16 protein-coding genes and 2 pseudogenes are annotated in these 21,361 nt (G+C 68.9%); 12 read left to right on the top strand and 6 right to left on the bottom strand.

Annotated features, from left to right (window positions below):
- Nucleotides 1-131 precede the first annotated feature (131 nt).
- On the bottom strand, nt 132-497 hold the full coding sequence (gene trxA / locus AB0M87_RS16300) for a thioredoxin (protein ID WP_365853238.1): 366 nt from the start codon (nt 495-497) through the stop codon (nt 132-134).
- A gap of 115 nt (nt 498-612) precedes the next feature.
- Here trxA and AB0M87_RS16295 point away from each other — a divergent pair, with 115 nt between their 5' ends.
- Together AB0M87_RS16295 and AB0M87_RS16290 are read left to right on the top strand one after the other, a co-directional pair.
- The gene (locus tag AB0M87_RS16295) at nt 613-2,043 is read left to right on the top strand and encodes an NAD(P)/FAD-dependent oxidoreductase (protein ID WP_365853236.1); all 1,431 of its coding nucleotides are present in this window, start codon (nt 613-615) and stop codon (nt 2,041-2,043) included.
- Nucleotides 2,044-2,201: 158 nt separating this feature from the next.
- Entirely contained in the window at nt 2,202-4,271 is a 2,070-nt protein-coding gene (locus AB0M87_RS16290; protein ID WP_365853234.1) for a SpoIIE family protein phosphatase, read from the top strand.
- Here AB0M87_RS16290 and AB0M87_RS16285 read toward each other — a convergent pair.
- Nucleotides 4,249-4,404: pseudogene (locus AB0M87_RS16285) on the bottom strand (methyltransferase); the annotation flags it as partial. The gene AB0M87_RS16290 and the pseudogene AB0M87_RS16285 overlap by 23 nt on opposite strands.
- Nucleotides 4,405-4,469: 65 nt before the next feature.
- Here AB0M87_RS16285 and AB0M87_RS16280 point away from each other — a divergent pair.
- Nucleotides 4,470-4,592, top strand: a pseudogene (locus AB0M87_RS16280) (LuxR C-terminal-related transcriptional regulator); the annotation flags it as partial.
- A gap of 6 nt (nt 4,593-4,598) precedes the next feature.
- Here the strand turns inward: AB0M87_RS16280 and AB0M87_RS16275 are convergent.
- The gene (locus AB0M87_RS16275; RefSeq protein WP_365853232.1) at nt 4,599-5,618 is read right to left on the bottom strand and encodes a LacI family DNA-binding transcriptional regulator; all 1,020 of its coding nucleotides are present in this window, start codon (nt 5,616-5,618) and stop codon (nt 4,599-4,601) included.
- Nucleotides 5,619-5,922: 304 nt separating this feature from the next.
- Here AB0M87_RS16275 and AB0M87_RS16270 point away from each other — a divergent pair, with 304 nt between their 5' ends.
- From AB0M87_RS16270 to AB0M87_RS16250, 5 genes are all read left to right on the top strand, one after another.
- Nucleotides 5,923-7,935: a beta-L-arabinofuranosidase domain-containing protein gene (locus AB0M87_RS16270; protein WP_365853230.1), complete on the top strand. Its 2,013-nt coding sequence runs from the start codon at nt 5,923-5,925 to the stop codon at nt 7,933-7,935.
- Nucleotides 7,936-7,990: 55 nt separating this feature from the next.
- Nucleotides 7,991-9,238 (top strand): extracellular solute-binding protein, encoded by a 1,248-nt coding sequence (locus AB0M87_RS16265; RefSeq protein WP_365853228.1) that lies wholly within the window; start codon nt 7,991-7,993, stop codon nt 9,236-9,238.
- Nucleotides 9,239-9,296: 58 nt separating this feature from the next.
- Entirely contained in the window at nt 9,297-10,271 is a 975-nt protein-coding gene (locus AB0M87_RS16260) for a sugar ABC transporter permease (protein ID WP_365853226.1), read from the top strand.
- A 65-nt stretch (nt 10,272-10,336) separates the two neighbouring features.
- A complete protein-coding gene (locus AB0M87_RS16255) occupies nt 10,337-11,098 on the top strand; it encodes a carbohydrate ABC transporter permease (RefSeq protein ID WP_365853437.1) in 762 nt (253 codons plus the stop codon).
- A gap of 169 nt (nt 11,099-11,267) precedes the next feature.
- A complete protein-coding gene (locus tag AB0M87_RS16250; RefSeq protein ID WP_365853224.1) occupies nt 11,268-13,052 on the top strand; it encodes an RICIN domain-containing protein in 1,785 nt (594 codons plus the stop codon).
- Between the two features lie 77 nt (nt 13,053-13,129).
- On the opposite strand, the gene AB0M87_RS16245 is transcribed toward AB0M87_RS16250, so the two are convergent.
- The 3 genes from AB0M87_RS16245 to AB0M87_RS16235 all read right to left on the bottom strand — a co-directional run bounded on the left by AB0M87_RS16245 (nt 13,130) and on the right by AB0M87_RS16235 (nt 17,056).
- The gene (locus AB0M87_RS16245) at nt 13,130-13,777 is read right to left on the bottom strand and encodes a DUF1707 domain-containing protein (protein WP_365853222.1); all 648 of its coding nucleotides are present in this window, start codon (nt 13,775-13,777) and stop codon (nt 13,130-13,132) included.
- Nucleotides 13,778-13,793: 16 nt separating this feature from the next.
- Entirely contained in the window at nt 13,794-15,797 is a 2,004-nt protein-coding gene (locus AB0M87_RS16240; protein WP_365853220.1) for a heparinase II/III family protein, read from the bottom strand.
- Nucleotides 15,798-15,931: 134 nt separating this feature from the next.
- On the bottom strand, nt 15,932-17,056 hold the full coding sequence (locus AB0M87_RS16235; protein ID WP_365853218.1) for a substrate-binding domain-containing protein: 1,125 nt from the start codon (nt 17,054-17,056) through the stop codon (nt 15,932-15,934).
- Between the two features lie 164 nt (nt 17,057-17,220).
- Between AB0M87_RS16235 and AB0M87_RS16230 the strand changes: the two genes are divergently transcribed.
- Genes AB0M87_RS16230 through AB0M87_RS16215 form a run of 4 tightly spaced genes read left to right on the top strand, consistent with a single transcriptional unit; the run spans nt 17,221 to nt 21,355 of the window.
- The gene (locus AB0M87_RS16230; protein ID WP_365853216.1) at nt 17,221-18,240 is read left to right on the top strand and encodes a hydroxyacid dehydrogenase; all 1,020 of its coding nucleotides are present in this window, start codon (nt 17,221-17,223) and stop codon (nt 18,238-18,240) included.
- Between the two features lie 39 nt (nt 18,241-18,279).
- On the top strand, nt 18,280-19,539 hold the full coding sequence (locus AB0M87_RS16225; protein WP_365853214.1) for a sugar ABC transporter substrate-binding protein: 1,260 nt from the start codon (nt 18,280-18,282) through the stop codon (nt 19,537-19,539).
- The gene (locus AB0M87_RS16220) at nt 19,536-20,444 is read left to right on the top strand and encodes a sugar ABC transporter permease (protein ID WP_365853212.1); all 909 of its coding nucleotides are present in this window, start codon (nt 19,536-19,538) and stop codon (nt 20,442-20,444) included. The genes AB0M87_RS16225 and AB0M87_RS16220 overlap by 4 nt, the downstream gene beginning before the upstream one ends.
- On the top strand, nt 20,441-21,355 hold the full coding sequence (locus AB0M87_RS16215) for a carbohydrate ABC transporter permease (RefSeq protein ID WP_365853210.1): 915 nt from the start codon (nt 20,441-20,443) through the stop codon (nt 21,353-21,355). Before AB0M87_RS16220 ends, AB0M87_RS16215 begins: the two co-directional genes overlap by 4 nt.
- Nucleotides 21,356-21,361: the final 6 nt, after the last annotated feature.

Below are 21,361 nucleotides of genomic sequence, written 5' to 3'. Positions count from 1 at the left end.
ATCTGCGGGGCCCCCCGGCCGGGGGTCACCGGCCCCCCCATCTTTGCTCGGCCCGCCCCGGGGGGGGGGGGGGGGGGGCGCGCCGCCGCCCCGGCCGGTTCCGGCGAACCAGCGCGCCGATATGGCCGGCGCTAAGCGTTCTTCGCTTCCTCGACGGACTTGCGGACCTCGTCCATGTCCAGCGCGCGCGCCTGCCCGATGACGTCCTCCAGAACGGATTCCGGCAGGGCGCCCGGCTGGGCGAAGACCGCGACGTTGTCCCGCACGATCATGAGCGTGGGAATGGACTGGATCTCGAAGGCGGCGGCCAGCTCCTGCTGCGCCTCCGTGTCGACCTTGGCGAAGACCAGATCGGCATGACGCTCCGCGGCGCTCTCGTAGACCGGGGCGAACTGCCGACACGGACCGCACCAAGAAGCCCAGAAGTCGATGAGGACGAAGTCGTTGTCGGTCACGACATCGTCGAAGTTGTCCTTGGTGAGTTCGACCGTGCTCATGCGGGGTCCGCCTTTCGTGGCTGTCTGGGGCGTCACCCGCGACAACCGTGCTCTTCCATGTCGTATTCCGACTGCCCATGTGGCCACCGGGCACACCCCGGACCAGACTGTCTCCATGACAGATCCCAGGGGAAGTACGGAGTACGACGTTGTGGTGCTCGGAGCAGGTCCGGTGGGGGAGAACGTCGCCGACCGGGTCAGGGCCGCCGGGTTGAGCGCGGCGGTGGTCGAGAGTGAACTGGTCGGCGGCGAGTGTTCGTACTGGGCCTGCATGCCCAGCAAGGCGCTGCTGCGCCCGGTGACGGCGCGCGCCGACGCGCGCAGGGTGCCGGGACTGCGCCCGGCGGTTCAGGGACCCCTCGACACCGCCGCCGTCCTCGCCCATCGCGACACGTGCACGACCCACTGGAAGGACGACGGCCAGGTCGGCTGGCTGGACGGCATCGGCGTGGACCTCTACCGCGGGCACGGCCGGCTCTCCGGCCGTAAAACGGTGACCGTGACCGGTAAGGACGGCGAACGGGTACTGACCGCCCGGCACGCGGTGGCCGTGTGCACCGGTAGCCGCGCGGTAGTACCGGACACTCCGGGACTGGCCGAAGCCCGGCCCTGGACGAGCCGGGAGGCGACCAGCGCCCAGGCGGCCCCGGGGCGCCTGGTGATCATCGGCGGCGGAGTGGTCGGCGCCGAGATGGCGACCGCCTGGCAGGCCCTCGGCTCACAGGTCACCCTGCTGGTGCGCGGCGGAGGACTGCTGCCGAGGATGGAGCCGTTCGCCGGGGACCTCGTCGCGGCGGCGCTCACCGAGGCCGGTGCCGATGTGCGTACCGGGGTTTCCGTCGCCTCGGTGGAACGCGGCGACGGCCCGGCGACGGTGGTACTGGAGAGCGGCGAGCGGGTCGGGGCCGACGAGGTCCTGGTCGCCACCGGCCGGGCTCCGCGCAGCGACGACATCGGCCTGGAATCGGTGGGACTGCAACCCGGATCCTGGCTGACCGTGGACGACAGCTGCCGGGTCGAGGGCATCGACTGGCTCTACGGGGTGGGCGATGTCAATCACCGGGCGCTCCTCACCCACCAGGGCAAGTACCAGGCCAGGATCGCGGGCGCGGCGATCACCGCCAGGGCCCAGGGTGTACCCCTCCTCGAGACGGACCGCTGGGGAGCCCACTGCGCCACCGCCGACCACGCCGCGGTTTCCCAGATGGTCTTCACCGACCCGGAGGCGGCATCGGCCGGTCTCACGCTCGCCGAAGCCGAGCGGGCGGGTCACCGGGTCACGGCCGTGGACTACGACATGTCCGGTGTCGCGGGCGCCGGGCTGTACGCGGACGGGTACCGCGGCCACGCCCGGATGATCGTCGATGTGGACCGGGGGGTGCTGCTGGGTGCCACATTCGTCGGCCCGGGCGTGAGCGAACTGCTGCACTCGGCGTCGGTGGCGGTCGCCGGGGAGGTGCCCATCGACCGGCTGTGGCACGCCGTACCCGCATATCCGACGATCAGCGAAGTCTGGCTGCGGCTGCTGGAAACCTACCGGGGCTGACCGGCGCTCGACCGCCGGCCCGGTACGGTATGCCATCGCCGGATTCGCGGGGCGTCGCACTGCGCATGCGGGCGTCGCGGGGGGACCATGGAAGGCGACAGCCAGGGCTGTTCCGAACGCAGTGACCGGCGGCAGTGACGGCAGGGGAAAGGTCGGCTATGGGCGGCGCTGAAGGGTTTGGGGTCGGTGACAGCGAGCCCGACCGGGTCGGAGTCGCCCCCTCGCCGGCGGGCGGGCTGCTGGACGTCCTCGGAGTGGCCGCCATGGTGCTGGACGCCGAAGGGCGCGTGGTGCTGTGGAGCCCACAGGCCGAGCAGCTGCTGGGCTACCGGTCCGAAGAGGCGCTCGGTCGTTACGCCGCCCAGCTCCTGGTCGCCGAGGAACACTTCGAACTGGTGCTCCGGTTGTTCGCCGAGGTGATGAGCAGCGGGGAAGGCTGGGCGGGGGTGTTCCCGGTGCGTCACAAGAACGGAGAAACGCGGCTCCTGGAGTTCCGCAACATGCGGCTGACGGACGACCTCGGCGACTTCTACGCCCTGGGTCTTGCCACCGATCAGGCCACGCTGCGCCGAGTGGAACGGGACCTCGCCCTGTCGGTGCGGCTGGTGGACCAGGCGCCGATCGGCCTCGCGGTCCTCGGCACCGACCTGCGGTATCTGGCCGTCAACGCCGCCCTGGAACGCATGGACGGAAAGCGGTCGACGGAGCGTCTCGGCAGGCGGGTGGGCGAGATCCTGCCGTTCGTCGACGCCGAGGCGGAGGCGTCCATGCGTCAGGTCATGGAGACCGGCGAGCCCGTGCTGGACCGGCAGGTGATGGACCGGCGCGGCACCCCGGAGACCGACCGGGCCCTGTCGGTATCGATGTACCGGCTGGAGGACTCCGCAGGGCGGGTGCTGGGACTCGCGGTCTCCGTGATCGATGTGACCGACCGGTACCGGGCGGCCGCCGATGCGGAACGGGCCCGGCACCGGCTCGCCCTGGTGGCGGATGCCTCGGTCCGCGTGGGGACCACCCTCGACCTGGAGCAGACCGCCCGCGAACTGGCGAGCGTCGCCGTCCCCGAACTGGCCGACGTTGCTGCCGTGGACCTCCTGGACACCGTTCTGCAGGGCCAGCCGACCCCCAAGGAGGGCCCGGCGGTCATCCGGGCGCTGGCCGTCGCCGCGGCCTATCCGACCATCGCCGCGGCCGCGGCCGACCGTCCGGGGGAGGCAGCCGACTACGGTGCCCATCGGCTTGTCACCCGGTGCGTACGCACCGGCCGGCCGGTCAGGGAAGCGCACCTCGACGAGCAGAAGATGGCGAACGTCGCCCGTGACAGCCGGGCGGCGGCCTGGCTCACCCGGGCCGGAGTCCACTCCTACCTGGCCGTACCCCTGATCGCGCGGGGCGAAGTGCTGGGCGCTCTCGACCTCAAGCGCGCCCGCAACCCGCTGCCCTTCACCGAGGACGACGCCCTGTTGGCGTGCGAGCTGGCAGCGCGGGCGGCGGTCTGCATCGACAACGCCCGGCTGTACCGGCAGCAGCGTGACACCGCACTCACCCTCCAGCGCAGCATGCTCCCGAAGACACCGAAGGACCTGGCCGGCCTGGAAGTCGCGTCCCGCTACGAACCCGCCGGGTCCGGGTACGAGGTCGGCGGCGACTGGTTCGACATCATCGCCCTGCGTGACGGAAGAACCGCCCTGGTGGTGGGGGACGTCATGGGCAGCGGTATCAACGCCGCCACGACCATGGGCCGGCTGCGCACCGCGACCCAGACGCTGTCCCGCCTCCCGCTCCAGCCCGCCGAGGTACTGCGGCACCTCGACGAGATCATCACCGATCTGGACCCCTGGCTCGCCACCTGCCTCTACGCCGTCTTCGACCCGACGGTCGGCCAGTGCTGTGTGAGTACCGCCGGCCATCTTCCCCCGGTGGTCGTCCGGGACGCGGGACCCCCGGAGCTGCTCGACCTGCCGACCGGCGCGCCGCTGGGCGTCGGGGGCGTCGCCTTCAAGGACCTGACCATCGACCTCGCGCCGGGTGACCGGATCGTCCTGTACACGGACGGGCTGGTGGAAACGCACCACGACGACATCGACACCCGGCTGGACGCCCTGCTCCAACTGCTCCGCACGGAGGACCGGACGCTGGAGGACACCTGCGACCGGCTGCTGGGAGAGCTCCGGAACCCGGACAAGCACGACGACGTGGCGCTGCTCATGGCACGGGTCGTCGGGTGACCCGGATCTTGGACTGGCCGTGCGACAGCTTTTCCCAGTCGGCCATGAAACGGGCCGTCAGGCCGTGTTTCTCGGCCAGCGAGATCAGCGTCTCGGTGCGGAAGTAGAAATCCTCCCGGAGCACTTGGTGCTCCCGCTACCGGCCGGGTGCGCGGGCACGGGCTGCCCGCCATGCGTATCCGGCGCGGCAGATGGACGGCACGCTCATGGTTCATCAGCGAGGCCACCGTCAAGACCCATCTGAGCCGGATCTACGCCAAGTTGGGTGTCGATACCCGAGCGGGAGCGGTGGCGGTCGCCACCGAGCAACGGTTGTTGTGACGCCGCTCAGGTGGACTCGCGTACCACGAGACGACAGGACACGGGGTGCACGCCCGGCGCCGGTGCGGCGTCGATCGCCTCGAGCAGCTTCAGCGCGGCGATCCGGCCGATTTCATTGAGGTCCATGTCGATCGTGGTGAGGGGTGGCCGGCACGCCAGAGCCATGGTGTCCCAGTTGTCGTAGCCCACGATGGCGATCTCGCCGGGAACGCTCAGCCCCCGTTCCCGTAGCGCATCCGCCACCCCCCGGGCGATCTGGTCGTTGCCGCAGAAGAAGGCGTCCGTGTCCGGTGCCGTCCGCAGGACCGCGTCGACGGCGCGCCGCCCCCACGCCTCGCTCCACTCGCCGAAGTGGATCCGTCCGGTGGCCAGGCCGAGGGACGAGTGCTCCAGCAGTTCGACCGCATGCCTGGCGCGGTCACGGGCGGCCGCATGGTGTTCCGGACCGGTGACATGGGCGATCCGGGTGCGGCCCGTCGCCAGCAGGTGCTCGACGGCGAGGCGGGCACCGCCGGCGTCGTCCGAGATCACCGAGATGTCCGACGGGTCGGTGGAGGGGGAGAGAGCGTAGACGGTCGGTATCGGCGCGATGCCCTTCAGCGGTGGGCGGGCATCCGTGCGGCGGCCGGTGACGATGATGCCGTCCACCCGGCGGTCCATGAGACTGCGCAGGTGGTGCTGCTCCCTGATGGTGTCGCCCCGGGTGTCGCACAGCAGCACGGAGATCTTTCCCGCTCCGAGAGCATCCTCCGCGCCGAGCAGCACCGGCGTACTGAACCGGCCGATGCCGTCCGTCGTCATCAGCCCGACCGTCCAGCTGCGCCCCGTGTGCAGGCTCTGCGCGTGCTGGTTGGGCCGGAACCCGAGCGTCTCCACAGCGTTCAGCACCCGCTGTCTGGTCTCGGGCCGCATCCGGCCGCCGCCGTTCAATGCCTTGGAGGCCGTGCCCACGCTGACGCCGGCCAGGGCGGCGACGTCGGCCAGCTTCGCGCGGTCGGCGGAGGGAGAACCTGGAGCATCGGTCACGAACAATCCTTTTCCTCGACATTCCTCGGGCGTTCCTGACGGCACGAGCGGCACCATCGTCGCAGTCATCGATGCCCCGTGCCAGACCGTGGGCAACTGAAAAATATTCCGTCGCACCTCTTGACCCGGTCTACGGCTTGGCCTCTACTTTGCCGCAGGAAAACGATTGCTCAAAACGAGCTCGGAAGACGGCTGCCTCTTCCGGTTGTACGGGCGCCACCCCGGCCCGCACGCCCGACCAGGTCCACCTGGTCGTCGTCCCGTCGCCGGTCTTCGCGCCCCGTTCCAGACCTCTCGGAGAACCATGCCCCGCTCACGCGCAACCCTGCCCTCCCCTCAGTTCTCCGCCGCGCTCGAACAGGGCGGGACGCCAACCGGTCCGGTCCGCCCCGGGCCTGGTGCCCATGCCGCGCTGCACCCCGCCACCACCGAGGTGCGCGACGGCTTCTGGCACACCCGACGCGAGGTCAACGCGCGCACCTCCATTCCGCAGGGCCCCGGTCTGCTGGAGTCCGCGGGAAACCTGCACAACCTGCGCCTGGCAGCGGGCGCGGCCCAGGGGGAGTACCAGGGCGCCTACCCGTTCGTGGACACCGACGTCTACAAGTGGCTGGAAGCAGCCTCCTGGCAGCTCGCTCAGCGAGGGCGGGAGGAGGAGGGCGGTGCTGAAACCGGCCGGCTCGCGGCCGACGTGGAAAGGATCGTCTCGCTGGTCGCCGACGCGCAGCAGCCCGACGGTTACCTCAACACCTGGTTCCAGATCCGGCGGGGAGGCGAGCGCTATCAGGACCTGCGGTGGGGTCACGAACTGTACTGCGCCGGGCATCTGATCCAGGCGGCGGTGGCCCACCACCGGGCCACCGGGCGGGACGAACTGCTCGATGTGGCACGCCGTTTCGCCGACCACATCGACTCGGTCTTCGGCCCTTCCGGCAGTGGCAGGCCCATCGACGGGGTCGATGGCCATCCCGAGGTCGAGACCGCCCTCGTCGAGCTGTACCGGGAGACGGGCGAGCGGCGCTATCTGGATCTCGCCGGATACTTCCTGGACCGTTTCGGACACGGCGCGCTGGGCGGCGAGGCCTACTGCCAGGACCGGGTGCCGCTGCGTGCGGCGACCACGGTCGAGGGACACGCCGTTCGCCAGCTCTATCTGCTGGCCGCCGCGACGGACCTGGCCACCGAGACGGGCGACGCCGAACTGCGGTCCGCCGCCGAGCGGTTGTGGCACGCGATGACCGCCACCAAGACCCACCTGACCGGCGGGCTCGGCGCGCACCACGACGAGGAGGACTTCGGCGACCCGTTCGAGCTGCCCAACGAACGTGCCTACTGCGAAACCTGCGCCGCCATCGCCTCGATCCAGTGGAGTTGGCGCATGGCCCTGCTCACCGGCGAGGCCCGCTACAGCGACCTGATCGAGCGCACCCTGTACAACGGCTTTCTCGCCGGCGTCTCCCTGGACGGCGAGCGCTGGCTGTATGTCAACCCCCTGCAGGTCCGCGACGGTCACACGGACACCGGCGGCGACCAGTCGGCCCGCCGTACCCAGTGGTTCCGCTGCGCCTGCTGCCCTCCGAACGTCATGCGGCTGCTGGCGGGGCTGGAGCACTACCTGTCCTCCACCGATGCCCAAGGGAAGGGCCTGCAGATTCACCAGTACGTCACGGGCCGCTACCGCGGGGACCTCGGTGGTACCCCCGTCACCGTGGCCGCGGAGACCGACTATCCGTGGCAGGGCGTGGTCTCCCTGACGGTCGAGGAGACCCCGGGGGACCGTCCCTGGACGCTGTCCGCCCGGGTCCCGCAGTGGTGTCACGAGTACCGAGTGCGGTGCGGCGACCGGACGTACGATCACACGGACGCGCCCGTCGAGGACGGCTGGCTGCGTCTGGAGCGCACCTGGGTGACAGGGGATCAGGTCGTCCTGGAACTCGGGATGGCCCCGCGCCTCACCGCGGCCGACCCCCGGGTCGACGCGGTCCGCGGCTGTGTGGCCATCGAGCGCGGGCCCCTCGTGTACTGCCTGGAACAGGTGGACCACCCCACCGGGGGACTGGACGACATCGTCGTCGACACGACCCGCCCGCCGGCCGTTCGGCACCGACCGGACCTGCTCGGCGGCGTCACCACCGTGGTGGCCGCGGGCCATCGCCGGCAGCTGCCGGAGGGGGACTGGTGGCCCTACCGCTCCGCCGGAGCCGCCCCCGAAGCGGCCCCTTCGACGGACGAGCCCATCGAATTGACCGCCATCCCCTATTACGCCTGGGCCAACCGGCAGGACGGCAGCATGCGCGTCTGGCTGCCCACCTTCTGAGCCTGTGCCACCCGTCCTTCCCACCCCGGCCACTCATGACAACGAGGTCTCCACGATGAGAAACACCCGCCGCTCCCTCCTCGCCGCGATGGTCGCCGTCGGCACCGTCGCCTCCGTCGCCGCCTGCGGAGGTGGCTCCAGCTCCTCGGCGTCATCCGGCACGTCGAAGACGTACACGTTCTGGGATCCCTACCCGCAGTTCGACGCCTCCTCAGACTGGGGCAAGCGCGTCACCCAGTGCGGTACCGAAGCCGGGGTCAAGCTCAAGCGAACCGGCTACGACACCACGGACCTGGGAAACAAGGCCCTGCTGGCCGCCCAGCAGGGCAACGCCCCCGATGTGATGATGGTGGACAACCCGGTCGTCTCCACCCTGGTGGAGGCCGGGATCCTCAACAAGACGAGCGACCTCGGTCTCGACACGTCCTCGATCCAGAAGAACATCATCGGCGCGGGCACCCTGGACGGCGCTGCCTATGGCGTACCGATCGGCGCCAACACGCTTGCCCTCTACTACAACAAGAAGATCCTGACGGCCGCGCACGTCGACCCCGCGTCCGTCAAGGACTGGGCCTCCCTGACGGCCGCCCTGGAAAAGGTCAAGGCAGCCGGCAAGAAGGGCATCACCTTCTCCGCGATCGGCACCGAGGAGGGCAGCTTCCAGTTCCTCCCGTGGTTCTGGGGCGCCGGCGGCGACCTCACCAAGCTCAACTCCGCTCATGGCGTGGCAGCCCTGTCCCTGTGGAAGCAGTGGGTCGACAAGGGCTACGCACCCAAGGACGTGCTGAACAACACCCAGACCACCAACTGGCAGGAGTTCGCCACCGGCGACTACGCCTTCAGCGAGAACGGCACCTGGCAGCTGGCCAACGCGGAGAAGGCGGGCTTCCCGTACGGGGTCGTCAGCATCCCCGGGCAGAACGGCGGTTCCGCGCCCGTCCCCACCGGCGGAGAGTTCGTCACCGTCCCGGTGCAGAGGGACACCTCCCGCTACGACGTCAGCAAGGAGATCGTCACCTGCCTGACCAGCTCCAAGAACCTGCTGGCCAGCGACACCACCCTCACCTACGTCGCTCCCACCGCGACGGTGCAGAGCCGGCAGGTCAAGGCGAACCCGAAGCTGCAGCCGTGGGTGACGGCCGTGGCCGCGGCTCGCGGACGCACCAGCGGTGGCCTCGGCACGAAATACCCCGCCATCTCGCAGCCGATGTGGACCGCGGTACAGGCGGCCCTGTCCGGTGGGAAGAGCCCGCAGGCCGCCCTCGACACGGCTCAGACGGCTGCCGCGAAGGCCAAGGGCTGATCGCGCGCGGCAGAGCACATCGCGTTCCGGACACCGACACCCGCACCCAGGAGTTCGCATGACCCTCGCCCGAGTCGACCGCCGGAAGCGGGCGCCGGCCGTGTCCGGAGCAACGGGCACCGACGGCCGGACCGGTCCCCCGGCCCGCCGTCGGCGCCGCAGGAACCAGCTGACCGCGCTGGGCTTCGTGGCCCCGCTCGTCGCCTATCTCGTGGCCTTCTACGCCTATCCGCTCTACCGCAACCTCGACCTGAGTCTGCGCCACTACACCGTCCGGTCCTTCGTGGACAACAACGCGCCCTTCTCCGGCTGGGACAACTTCTCCCAGGTGCTGCACGATCCGACCTTCGGCCCCGCACTGCGTAACACGATGGTCTTCACCTTCGTGTCGATCCTCTTCCAGTACGTCGCCGGGCTGGGGCTCGCCGTCTTCTTCAACCGGCACTTCCGGCTGGCTGCCACCCTCAGGGCGTTGTTCCTCGTCCCGTGGCTGCTGCCGCTCATCGTGTCGGCGTCGACCTGGTCCTGGATGCTGAACAGCGAGTCCGGCGTGGTCAACTACGCCCTCCACCTCGTGGGTGTGTCACCGGTCGACTGGCTCAGCTCGCCGCACTGGGCACTGACCTCGGTCGTTCTCGCCAACATCTGGATCGGTATCCCGTTCAATCTGGTCATCCTCTACAGCGGCCTGCAGAACATTCCCACCGAGTTGTACGAGGCCGCCTCCCTGGACGGTGCCGGCGGCTGGCAGCAGTTCCGGCGCATCACCTTCCCCATGCTGCGACCGGTCTCGGCGATCACTCTGCTGCTCGGCCTGGTGTACACCCTCAAGGTGTTCGACCTGATCTGGATCATGACCAAGGGCGGTCCTGGCGACTCCTCGTCCACCCTGGCGACCTGGTCGTATCAACTCGGCTTCGGCACGCTGCTCCCGCAGTTCGGCCCGGGGGCCGCCGTCGGCAACATCCTGATCATCATCGCTCTCGTCTTCGGCCTGCTCTACATCCGCGTCCAGAGGAGGCAGCAACCGTGACCTCTTCCCACGGTATCCGGCACTCGCGCCGCAACACCGTCATCGGCGTCCTGCTGACCGCGATCATGCTGTTCCCGGTGTACTGGATGCTGAACGTCTCCGTCACCCCGCAGCAGGACATGCGCAAGTCCCCGCCCGACCTGCTCCCGCTGCACCCCACCTTCGAGGGTTACCGGGCCGTCCTGCACGACCAGATGCCCTACCTCGGTACCAGCCTGCTGATCGGTCTCGGCACCGTGGCGATCACCCTCGTCATCGCCGCGCCGGCCGGCTACGCGCTGGCCAAACTGCGCCCCCGCGGCGGTGGTCTGCTCGGCCTGGTACTGCTGATCGCCCAGATGATCCCCGGCATCGTCATGGCGATGGGGTTTTACGGGATCTTCCTCAACCTCGGCCTGCTGAACTCCTGGTGGGGCCTGATCGTCGCGGACTCGACCATCGCCGTGCCGTTCGGCGTCATGATCTTCACTGCGTTCATGTCGGGCCTCCCCGACGAGCTCACCGCCGCCGCAAGGATCGACGGCGCGGGCACCTGGCGCACCTTCTGGTCCGTCGTCCTGCCGGTGAGCCGCAACGCCGTGGTCACCGTCTCACTGTTCGGCTTCCTGTGGGCCTGGTCCGACTTCGTCTTCGCCAACACGCTCGACGGCGGCGGCGATCTGCGCCCGATCACGCTCGGCATCTACCACTACATCGGCAACAACAACCAGGAGTGGAACTCCATCATGGCCACCGCCGTCGTGGCGTCCGTGCCCACCGCCGTCCTCCTGGTCCTCGCGCAGCGTTACGTGGCCGCCGGGGTCACCGCGGGCGCGGTCAAGGACTGACCGGTGACGCACACCTCCCGCCCGCGGGCGACGGTGGCCCGGGGCCCGCCCGGCTCCCGTACGGCGCGCAGGATCACACGCTGCTACGGGTCCCCGGTCGACCGGTCAGGGCGGTCGCCGCATTCACTTCCGCATCCGAGCCCAAGCTGTCCTCAGGAGAGCCGCTGTCATGTCCGACCAGCGATCCCGTCAACGTCACCACCTCCACCCACGACGACCGTTCGGCCGTCCCATCGCCGCCGTCCTGGCCACGACCCTGGCGGCAGCGGCGACCGTCCTCACGGGCGGTACATCCGCCGACGCGGCCCCCACCGCGTCCACGACCCTGGTCGTCAACGCCAACCAGAAGCTGCGCCCGGTCACCCATGTCGCCACGGGCAGCCTCTACGGACTCGCCGACGCCGGCACACCCGCCGACAGCCTCGTCCAGCCACTGAAGCCCAACACCTTCGTTCAGATGGCCCCCGGCGGCCATCAGCTGCCCAACGGCGAGCCCCGTCCGGCCGGCGACTCCCTGGTCGTCGCTCCCAAGGCGGCCAGGGCGGGCGCCAAGGTCGTCGTCCGGATGCCTGACTGGTACCCGAACTTTCCGTACAAATGGGTAAGTTGGAGTGACTGGCTGTCCGCCGTCGATACCCAGGTCGCCTCAGTGAAGTCGTCCGGTGCCACCAACGTCAGTGCGTACGAACTCTGGAACGAGCCCGACTGGACCTGGGACACCGCCCACGCCGGCGCCTTCGACGCGGGATGGGCACGCACGTACAAGGAGGTGCGCGCAAAGGACAGCAGCACCCCCATCCAGGGCCCCAGTTACTCCGCCTGGAACCAGGGCTGGATGAGTCAGTTCCTCACCGACGCGAAGGCCGGCGGCACCGTTCCCGGCATCATCGCCTGGCACGAGCTCCAGGGCAGCAAGGACATCGCGGCCCACGTCGCCGCCTACCGCTCCCTGGAGAGCAGCCTCGGCATCAGCCCGCGGCCGATCGCCATCGAGGAATACGCCACACCCACCGAGATAGGCGTGCCCGGCTCCCTCATCGGCTACGTCGCAAAGTTCGAGCGGGCCGGCGTCCACGACGCCGAGCTGGCCTTCTGGAATCATTACGGCACCCTCGGTGACACCCTGACCGACACCGGCGGAGCGCCCAACGGCTCCTACTGGTTGTACAAGTGGTACGGCGACATGTCAGGAAACATGCTCACCACCACGCCCCCGGCCCAGACCGGCATCGACGGCGCCGCCTCGCTCAGCGGGGACGGCAAGCAGGTCAGCGTCATCTTCGGCGGCGGCACCGGTTCGACGGCTGTCACCGTCAACGGACTCGGCTCGCTGTCGGCCTTCGGAAGTAAGGTGCACGTCAAACTGGAATACACCCCGTCCCGCGGGCGCACCACGGCCGTCTCCGCACCATTCACCATCTCCGAGAGCGACTACACGGTGAACAACGGATCCATCACCGTTCCGGTGGCGATGAACGCGTCCGACGGTTACCACCTGGTCGTCACCCCCAGCGGCAACTCCACCTCGCTGGCCGGGCGCTACCGGATCAGCAACAGGAACAGCGGCCTGGCCCTCGACACCAAGGGCGCGGGCACCGCACAGGGCACCACCGTGGTGCAGGCCGCCTCGTCCTCGGGCACGGACCAGAACTGGACCCTGGTGCCGGCAGGCTCGGGCCGCTACAAGATCGTCAACCAGGCCAGTGGTCTGTTGCTCGGCATCACCGGTGAGAGCACCAGCGCCGGAGGCACGGCTCTGATCTGGGGCGACAACGCCACCGACGACCACCTCTGGCAGCTCATTCCGGCCGGCAGCGGCTACTACAAGATCGCCAACTACAACAGTGGTCTGCTGCTCGGTGTCGACGGCATGAGCACCTCCTCCGGCGCCCAGGTCCTCCAGTGGGACGACAACGGCACCGCCGACCATCTGTGGAAACTGACCGCTCGCTGAAAGATCTGTCCCCGCGCCCGCCGGTCATCCGGCGGGTGCGGGAACCCGGCGCTGTCAGCTGAGGAGCCGGCCGTGCATCAGCGGGGGAGTGCCGTCGTCGGCCGCGGGCGCCGCAACAGCCATTGCAGGAAACTGCGACGTGGGGGCTTGGGCGGCCCCGCCGTGATGCTGCCGCTGCGTACCTTCCCCGTCACATGGACGCGCAGCCGGACCGGTGCCCCCGGGACGATCTGCGCGCGGCTGAGCGCGCTCCCGCTGCTCACCGCCACGTCATCCACATCCACGAAAACATCCGGCGGAACCACCAGCTTCACCGACCCGCTGCGCACCGACGCCTCGATCTCCAAGGTGGGCAACGCGATGACGGCCCGGGTGAAGTCAAGAACGACGCTCCCGCTTCTGGCCTCGATCTCCATGCGCTGCGGTACCACCCAGGCACCGTCCCGCTTCGCGCTCCCGCTGTCGACCGTGATCCGTGACAGTTCCTTCGGAGCGGCGGCCGCGACCGCGCCCGCCCAGGCCGAACCGGCTGCCGGCAGATCCGTCAGCAGCGCCGCGAGCTCTCCATGAGTACGGGCCGTCAGCGCCACGTCGAGCCGTTCCTCCAGCTCGCCCACCGTCAACCGACCGTCTCCGGCAGCGATCTGCAGCTGCTCCACTACCTGGTCTCGATCCTCGTGGGACGCGCGCAGCTCGCCGCGATCGGGCACCAATTCACCGGACATACCTTCACTGTAGTGGTCAACCGGCCCGTTCGATGCGCACCCGTGCGGGTTCTCCGGCCGAGCCCGAGGCGCTGACGCGCGGGGCCAGAGTGAGCCGAGTCAGCGAGTCACCCCAGGACGCACGCAACTCGGGATCACCCAGCGAGCGGACCTCGGCACGGGCCTCGAGCAGCGCCGGGTCCCAACTCATCCGAAGGGCCCGCCCGCCTTCGGCGCTGACCACAGCGAATCCGTCGTCGAGACGGACCCGCCCTGCCAGGACATGGCGCAGGAGGTACCGGTCCGGTACGGGGCGCGGCTCGTCCTCGATGACAATGTGTGCGGGCCGGGAACCGGTGGCGCGTGTCAGGCGAGTCCGGCGGCTCCACCGCTCCACCAGCCCGTCGGGGTAAGCGTCTGAGAGATCCGCGCGCCAGGCGGTCGCGTGCCGGCCCAGGTCGACGGCAGCCTCCCTGGCGGCGTGCAGAGCACCGGGGAGTTGCTCACCGCCCGGTTCCGGAACGTTGTGCCAACTCGACCGGAGGGGCCAGGCCTCGTAACGGTCGGGCCCGAAACTGGCGGCGGTGTAGGTCGGTTTGCCGATGTCCACGATCATCGGCCGGCCGTCGAGCGCCACCCAGTACGCACCCACGTCGAGATGGTTGTGGCGCTCCTCATTGTGGCCGCCCTTGACCGCCAGCGTCAGCCCCTCGCTGGTACCGGCGCGCTCACGCGTCACCAGCAGTTGGGCGCGCGGCAGCCAGACGTCCCGGGGGAGCCAGCCGCCCTCACCGCCCTCCGAGGTCGCCGAGCGGGTTGTCGCGGCGTGCCATTCCGGGTCCGTCAGGCCGGCGATCGCACGGCCTAGCCCTTGGCGGGGATGCGCGGTACCGGTCCCCGTACGGTGGTGGCTCGCGCGTGCGTGGCCGCGGACCTCGCCGTCGCCGAGCAGCCGGCCCCAGCGGAAGAGCAGGTGCCAGGGCTGATCGCCGGATGACCGGGCCGGCGCGTCACCGACGTTGACGTACCAGGAGTCGCCCAGGTGCATCAGGTGCGGATAGCGGATGAGTTGCCTGACCACGGGCAGGTCGCGGGCGTCGAGGGGCGGGCCGCCCGCGTCGGCCAGCAGGTCCAGGCACTCCAGAAGCTGCCCTACCCCGAGCCACCAATAGGCGACTCCCTCATCGACGCTTCCGTCGTCGGGCAGCACGGCGAGGTAGTGATCGAGCCCTTCCACGACCAACCGGACGAGCCCGGCCCGCTCCGTGTCGTCCTCGACCAGCAGCAGTGCACAGGTCAGCACCGCGTGGTGAATCCAGGCGTTCCAGTTGTGTGCCGAGCCGTCCCGTCCGATCCAGTGCCAGTCCCTGACGTCACGGAACGGCCCGAGCACCCGCTGCGTCACTTCCCTGCGGATCCTGCGGCGCAGCCCGGGCACACGCTCGTCCCACCGCACGCCGAGCACGTGATCCGCCCACGCGAGAAGCAGGGCCGTCTCGGCCGCACCGAGGTCCAGGAACGGCCGGTCCGGGTCGGGCAGCATCTCGGCGCGCTCCGCGGCGAAGCGGTCGTGCGGCGCCCAGCACCAGGTGCTCGCCTCGAGCAGCACCAGCAACGTGTCCGCCGTGGCGTCAAGGTACGGCGCGCTGCCCGGCGGCGCGCCGGCGGGCGCTTCCTCGTTCGTGAGCACCGCCGCGACAGCGAGCAGCGCAGCGCGGTCCCGCAGGGCACGAGCCTCGTCCTCGTACGCCGTGCGTACGCCGTCACGAAAGGTCCTCGCCCAGTCGGAACCGCGCAGCACGGGCGCGGGCGCGACGAGCTCCTTCTGCGCTTCCTCCAGCAGCCGGCGGCGGGTCTGCCGGTCGACCGTGTCCCACGCCGCGCGGTCCTCGACGCGGGGTGCGGATACGCGCCGGTGCGCACCACTGAGCACTTCGGCCAGCACATCGCGGTCGACGTCCGGGGTGAGGATCCCGGCGAGCCGCCGGTGCAGCAGTCCGGTCGCTGAAAATCCGGTCGCTGAAGGGCGCTTGACGTTCACTGTGACTCCTGATGCTCTTCGGCCGTTCACTCAAGACTTCAGTGCCGGTCGCGTCAACCAGCACGCACCAGGTCGAACAGAAGCGAACACAAACGAAGGCAGCCGTTGACTCCGGTCTCTTGACGCAGCTTCCGTCACGCCCAGGCGGTCCCCGTCCGATGGGTCGCCGACACCGAGGAGTTGCGGATGACCAGTTCGGGCAGGACCAGGACCCGCTGTCCGGGGCGGCGCTTGCCCTCCATCAGGCGGGAGACCATCATCTCGACGGCTACCCGTCCCACGCGTGCCTTCTGCGGACGTATCGCGGTCATGGCGGGCTCTGCCAGGTGCGCCACCTCGTCGTCGTAGCTGACCATCGCCATGTCACCGGGGATGGAGACGCCCTGCTCCGTGAGGTACTGGGCGATGGACATCGCGTCGGGATCGCTGTGCACGATCAGCGCGGTGATGTTCGAGGCGAGGCAGCGTTGGAGAACGCCCTTGATGATCTCGCGATGGCCGGGCACGTCCAGACCTACGCTCTCCCTGACCACGAAATCACCTGGCAGGCCCAGCTCCGTGCAGGCCCGCGTCCAACCGACGTCGAGATGGGCCGAGGTCGGGCTGCCCTTGGACAACACCAATCCGATCCTGCGATGCCCGTGTTCGTGGAGGTGGCGCACGGCCATCTCCATGCCGAGGGCATGGTCGCTGCGTACCCACTCCAGCTGGCGCGGGGTCGGCGTCCAGTGCGGTGTCTGCCGTTCGACCAGCATGGTGGGCACCGGCAGCCGGCCGATCCAGTCGATCATCTCGTCGACGCCGTCGTCCTCCAGGCTGGGCGCCAGCAACAGCCCCTGCACCTGTTGCGACGCGATCAGCCGGCTGATCTGCCGCCGGTCCTCGACCGGGTCGTAACTCGACCCGCGCAGCTGGATGTTGACGCCGAGCGCGGCGGCCGCGGTGCGGGCGCCGCTGACTATCTGCGGCCAGTAGTAGTCCAGTGACGGTACGACGACGCCGATGGTGAACTGGGCCGCTCCGGAACGCTGACGACGAACCGGTGCCCGTGACGGGTCGAGGTCGGTCGGCAAGGTCGCCCCTCCGTGCACCTTGGTGAGCAAACCGCGCTCGGCCAGGGCGGCGATGTCCCGCCGGACGGTCAGCTCGCTGACCCCCAGGGACTGTGCCAGGTCGCCGACCCGGACGGCGCCATGCCGACGCAACTCCTCCATGACACGTTCCCGGCGCTGCGAAGCGAAGAGTCGGTCGTCGGTCATCGGCGGCACCCTCCCTGTCTGATGTTCGTTTCTGAACGTTCAGGTTCAAAGTTGTTTCACCACTAGTGGTTGGGCTCTGTCTACCACTATTCCTGTCTCAACCTGTTCGGAGCGGAACCCCATCTCGCTCAGGTAACGCTCCCATCGGAAGGACTTGAGACTCGATGCAGACGAAGCCGCACGTGCTGGTCGTGATGAGCGGGTCGAGCTTCGATGCCCACTTCGACGCCGACCGCATCGCACGGCTCGCAGAGCTGGCGACCCTGGGCGACCCGGTCTGGACCGACGAACTCGACAGCGACGAGGTGCGCAGACGCCTGGCCGAGACGGAGGTTCTGCTGACCTCGTGGGGAGCGCCACGGCTGACCCGTGAGCGTCTGGCCGCCGCACCGGCGCTCCGCGCGGTGCTGCACTGCGCCGGCAGCGTGCGGGGACTGGTCGACGACGAGGTCTACTGGCGCGGTATCCGGGTCACCAGCGGAGCCGACGCCAATGCGATACCCGTCGCGGAATACACCCTGGCAGCCATCATCTTCGCCGGGAAGAAGGCCCCATTTCTCGCTGCCGACGAAAGCCGGGCCTACGGGGGCTGGGGTTCGGTCAGCGGTTACGGGGACCTGTCCAACTACGGCCGGACGGTGGGCGTCGTCGGCTTCTCCCGGATCGGCCGCAAGGTCGTCGACCTGCTCAACATGCTGGGAGATACGACCTGCCTCGTCGCGGACCCGCACGCCGATCCCGAGGAGGTGGCACGCGCCGGTGCCACGCTGATGGACCTGGAGGATCTGCTGCCCCGGGTGGACGTGCTGTCACTGCACGCCCCGGAACTCCGTGAGACCCGGCACTTGATCGGTGCCGAGCAGCTTCGTAAACTCCCCGACCACACGACCGTGATCAACACCGCCCGCGGCAGCCTGATCGACCCCGACGCGCTGGCCGCCGAGTGCCTGTCCGGTCGGCTGTTCGCCATCCTCGACGTCACAGACCCGGAGCCGCTGCCCCCGGAATCCCCACTGCGACGCCTGGCCCGGGTCATGGTCACACCGCATGTGGCCGGTTCGCTCGGTACCGAGATCGGCCGCCTCACCGACCACGCCTTGGACGAACTGGTCCGCTGGACCGCCCGACAGCCGCTCGCCGCGGAGATCACCGCGGAGAGCTGGGCCCAGGGCCTGAGCGCCTGAGCCTCACGCACATCCTCGCCACCCCGAAGGAGCCGCACCATGAGAAAGACCACCGCACGAGTGCTGCCTGTCGCGCTCGCCGTTGCCCTGTTCGGCGCCGCGGGCTGCGGCAGCAGCGGATCAGGGACCACCTCCGACGGGCGGACCGTCGTCAAGATCGCGCTGTGGAACTACCAGCAGACCCCCGAGTTCAAAACACTGATCGACGGCTTCGAGAAGAAGTACCCGAAGATCGACGTTCAGCCCGTCGACATCCTCGCCGACAACTACTCCGACAAGGTCACCACCATGCTGTCCGGTGGGGACACGACCGACGTGCTCACCATGAAGAACGTCACGGACTATGCCAGGTACGCCACCCGCGGCCAGCTCCTGCCGCTCACCGACGACGTCAAGAAGCTGAACAAGGCGTCGTACGCAGGGCTCGACAACTTCGATCTCAAGGGCGACTACTACGCGCTGCCCTACCGTCAGGACTTCTGGGTGCTGTTCTACAACAAGGCCATGGTCGGCAAGAAGGATCTGTCCCATCTGACCTGGGCCGACTACGACGCCCTGGCGAAGAGCCTCACCCATGGCTCGGGGTCGTCCAAGGTCTACGGCAGTTACCTGCAGACCTGGCGCTCGGTGGTGCAGGCCATCGCCTCCGCGCAGACCGGCGGAAACCTGCTCAGCGGTGACTACGGGTGGATGAAGAACCAGTACAAAACCGCCCTGGACCTGCAGAAATCCGGCGCCGCACTGTCGTTCGCGACCGCCACCAGCCAGAAGGTCAGCTACGACTCCCAGCTCACCACCGGTAAGGCCGCGACGGTCCCGATGGGCACCTGGTGGGCCGCAGCCCTCCTGGCCGAGAAGGCGCAGGGCAAGAACCCGGTCGACTGGGGGATGGCTCCGATGCCGCAGATCACCCACAACGGCAAGACCGTGACCTTCGGCTCGCCGACCGCCTTCGCCGTCAACAAGAAGGCACGCAACGCCGACGCGGCCAAGAAGTTCGTGGAGTGGGCCTCAGGTCCCGAAGGCGCCACCGCCGTTGCCAAGATCGGCATCGTGCCGTCGTACACGGACGCCGCGATCACCAAGGCCTTCTTCGGGGTGAAGGGCATGCCCACCGACGCGCTGTCCCGGCAGGCCATGAAGCCTTCCAAGGTGCAGTTGGAGATGCCGATCAGCGACAAGTCCTCGGACATCGACCAGATCCTCACCGAGGAGCACCAGCTGGTGATGACGGGGGAGAAGTCCATAGACAAGGGCATCGAAGAGATGAACCACCGCGTGAAGACCGAAGTCCAGTGACCACGCTCTCCACCACGAACGCCGCCGCCGTCAAAAGGCGGCGGCGGCGCAGCGCACTGGTCGGCTGGAGCTTCATCCTGCCCAACTTCATCGGCTTCGCCGCCCTGACCCTGGTACCGGTCATCGGCGCCTTCGTGGTCGCCTTCACCGACTGGGACTCCTTCTCGACCCCGAAGTGGATCGGCTTCGCCAACTTCCGGCGGATGGCAGGGGACGACAACTTCTGGACCGCGGTGCGGAACACGTCCTGGTACGCGGCGGGACACATCCCACTCACGCTGGCGGCCTCCCTCGGCCTCGCGGTGCTCCTCAACCAGAAGCTGCGCGGGGTGGGGCTCCTGCGCACCGCGTTCTTCTTCCCGTACATCACCTCGCTGGTGGCGGTCGCCGTCGTCTGGAACATGCTGCTGAGCCCCGACGTCGGGCCGGTGAACCAACTGCTGCACCACCTCGGCGTAGCACACCCCCCGGGATGGACGACCTCCACCCAGTGGTCGCTGCCCGCGCTCATCCTGACCAGTGTGTGGCGGGACATGGGCTACTACATGGTGCTCTTCCTGGCCGGTCTGCAGACCATTCCCATCGAGCTGTACGAGGCAGCGCGGGTCGACGGCGCCGGATCATGGAAGCGGTTCTGGCACATCACCCTGCCGGGCCTGCGTCCCACCACGTTCTTCGTGCTGATGATGCTCACCATCTCCAGCTTCAAGATCTTCGACCTGGTGCAGGTGATGACCGAGGGCGGCCCGGGCCGCTCCTCGCTGGTGCTCTCCCAGCTGATCTTCCGGGAAGGCATCACCCAGGGCCGGTTCGGCTACTCCTCGGCCATCTCGCTGGCACTCTTCACGATCGTGTTGGTCATCACCCTCGTCCAGTTCCAATTCCAGCGCAGGAGCGAGCGATGAACACGACCGTGATGAGAAAGGACAGCCCGCCGGACCGGGCGACGCCGAGTCCGCCGAGTGACCGGACGAACCGGCCCGCCTCCCGGGGGATCCGCGGGACGACAGGTCGGGTGGGGCTCTACGCGGTCCTCGTCGTACTCGCGGCGGTCATCCTTCTGCCGTTCGTCTGGATGGTGATCTCCTCGGTCAAGGCCGACCGGGACGTCTTCACGGTGCCCATCCAGTGGATCCCCACTAGCTACCACTGGGACAACTTCGTCCACATCTGGACGGACATCCCGCTCGCGACCTACCTGGGGAATTCGCTGATCCTCAGCGTCGTCATCACGTTCCTTCAGGTGCTCACCGGCAGCTTCGCGGCCTACGGCTTCGCCAAGGTGCGCTTCCCCGGTCGGGACGTGCTGTTCATGGGCTACATCGCGACGATCGCCGTGCCCTGGCAGGCATACATGGTGCCGCAGTACATCATCATGCAGCACCTCGGGCTGGTGAACTCCCGTTGGTCGCTGATCCTGCTGCAGGCGTTCGGCGCCTTCGGGGTCTTCCTGATGAGGCAGTTCTACCTGACCATCCCGGACGAGCTCAGCGAGGCCGCGCGCCTCGACGGCCTCAGCGAGTACGGCATCTGGGCCCGCATCATCCTGCCGTTGTCCAAGCCCGCCCTCGCCAGCCTGGCGCTGCTGACGTTCGTCAACACCTGGAACGACTACATGGGGCCGTTCATCTACCTCACGGACAACAACCTGTGGACCGTCCAGATCGGCCTGCGCTCGTTCATCGGCCAGTTCAACGCGCAGTACGCGATGATCATGGCCGGGTCGGTCCTCTCCGTGCTGCCGATCCTCGCCATCTTCCTGTTCGGCCAGCGCTACTTCGTACGCGGCATCGCCGCCAGCGGAATGAAGGGATGAGGCCCC

It is taken from the genome of Streptomyces sp. NPDC051320 (assembly GCF_040682175.1).
Lineage (GTDB): Bacteria > Actinomycetota > Actinomycetes > Streptomycetales > Streptomycetaceae > Streptomyces.
Note: the sequence above shows the minus strand (reverse complement) of the source record. Positions and strands in the feature narration are given on the sequence as shown.

What these genes read in the sequence shown, in the direction of transcription:
- trxA (WP_365853238.1), bottom strand. Translation starts at nt 497, where the DNA reads ATGAGCACGGTCGAACTCACCAAGGACAACTTCGACGATGTCGTGACC.
- AB0M87_RS16295 (WP_365853236.1), top strand. Translation starts at nt 613, where the DNA reads ATGACAGATCCCAGGGGAAGTACGGAGTACGACGTTGTGGTGCTCGGA.
- AB0M87_RS16290 (WP_365853234.1), top strand. Translation starts at nt 2,202, where the DNA reads ATGGGCGGCGCTGAAGGGTTTGGGGTCGGTGACAGCGAGCCCGACCGG.
- AB0M87_RS16270 (WP_365853230.1), top strand. Translation starts at nt 5,923, where the DNA reads ATGCCCCGCTCACGCGCAACCCTGCCCTCCCCTCAGTTCTCCGCCGCG.
- AB0M87_RS16265 (WP_365853228.1), top strand. Translation starts at nt 7,991, where the DNA reads ATGAGAAACACCCGCCGCTCCCTCCTCGCCGCGATGGTCGCCGTCGGC.
- AB0M87_RS16260 (WP_365853226.1), top strand. Translation starts at nt 9,297, where the DNA reads ATGACCCTCGCCCGAGTCGACCGCCGGAAGCGGGCGCCGGCCGTGTCC.
- AB0M87_RS16255 (WP_365853437.1), top strand. Translation starts at nt 10,337, where the DNA reads ATGCTGTTCCCGGTGTACTGGATGCTGAACGTCTCCGTCACCCCGCAG.
- AB0M87_RS16250 (WP_365853224.1), top strand. Translation starts at nt 11,268, where the DNA reads ATGTCCGACCAGCGATCCCGTCAACGTCACCACCTCCACCCACGACGA.
- AB0M87_RS16245 (WP_365853222.1), bottom strand. Translation starts at nt 13,777, where the DNA reads ATGTCCGGTGAATTGGTGCCCGATCGCGGCGAGCTGCGCGCGTCCCAC.
- AB0M87_RS16235 (WP_365853218.1), bottom strand. Translation starts at nt 17,056, where the DNA reads ATGACCGACGACCGACTCTTCGCTTCGCAGCGCCGGGAACGTGTCATG.
- AB0M87_RS16230 (WP_365853216.1), top strand. Translation starts at nt 17,221, where the DNA reads ATGCAGACGAAGCCGCACGTGCTGGTCGTGATGAGCGGGTCGAGCTTC.
- AB0M87_RS16225 (WP_365853214.1), top strand. Translation starts at nt 18,280, where the DNA reads ATGAGAAAGACCACCGCACGAGTGCTGCCTGTCGCGCTCGCCGTTGCC.
- AB0M87_RS16215 (WP_365853210.1), top strand. Translation starts at nt 20,441, where the DNA reads ATGAACACGACCGTGATGAGAAAGGACAGCCCGCCGGACCGGGCGACG.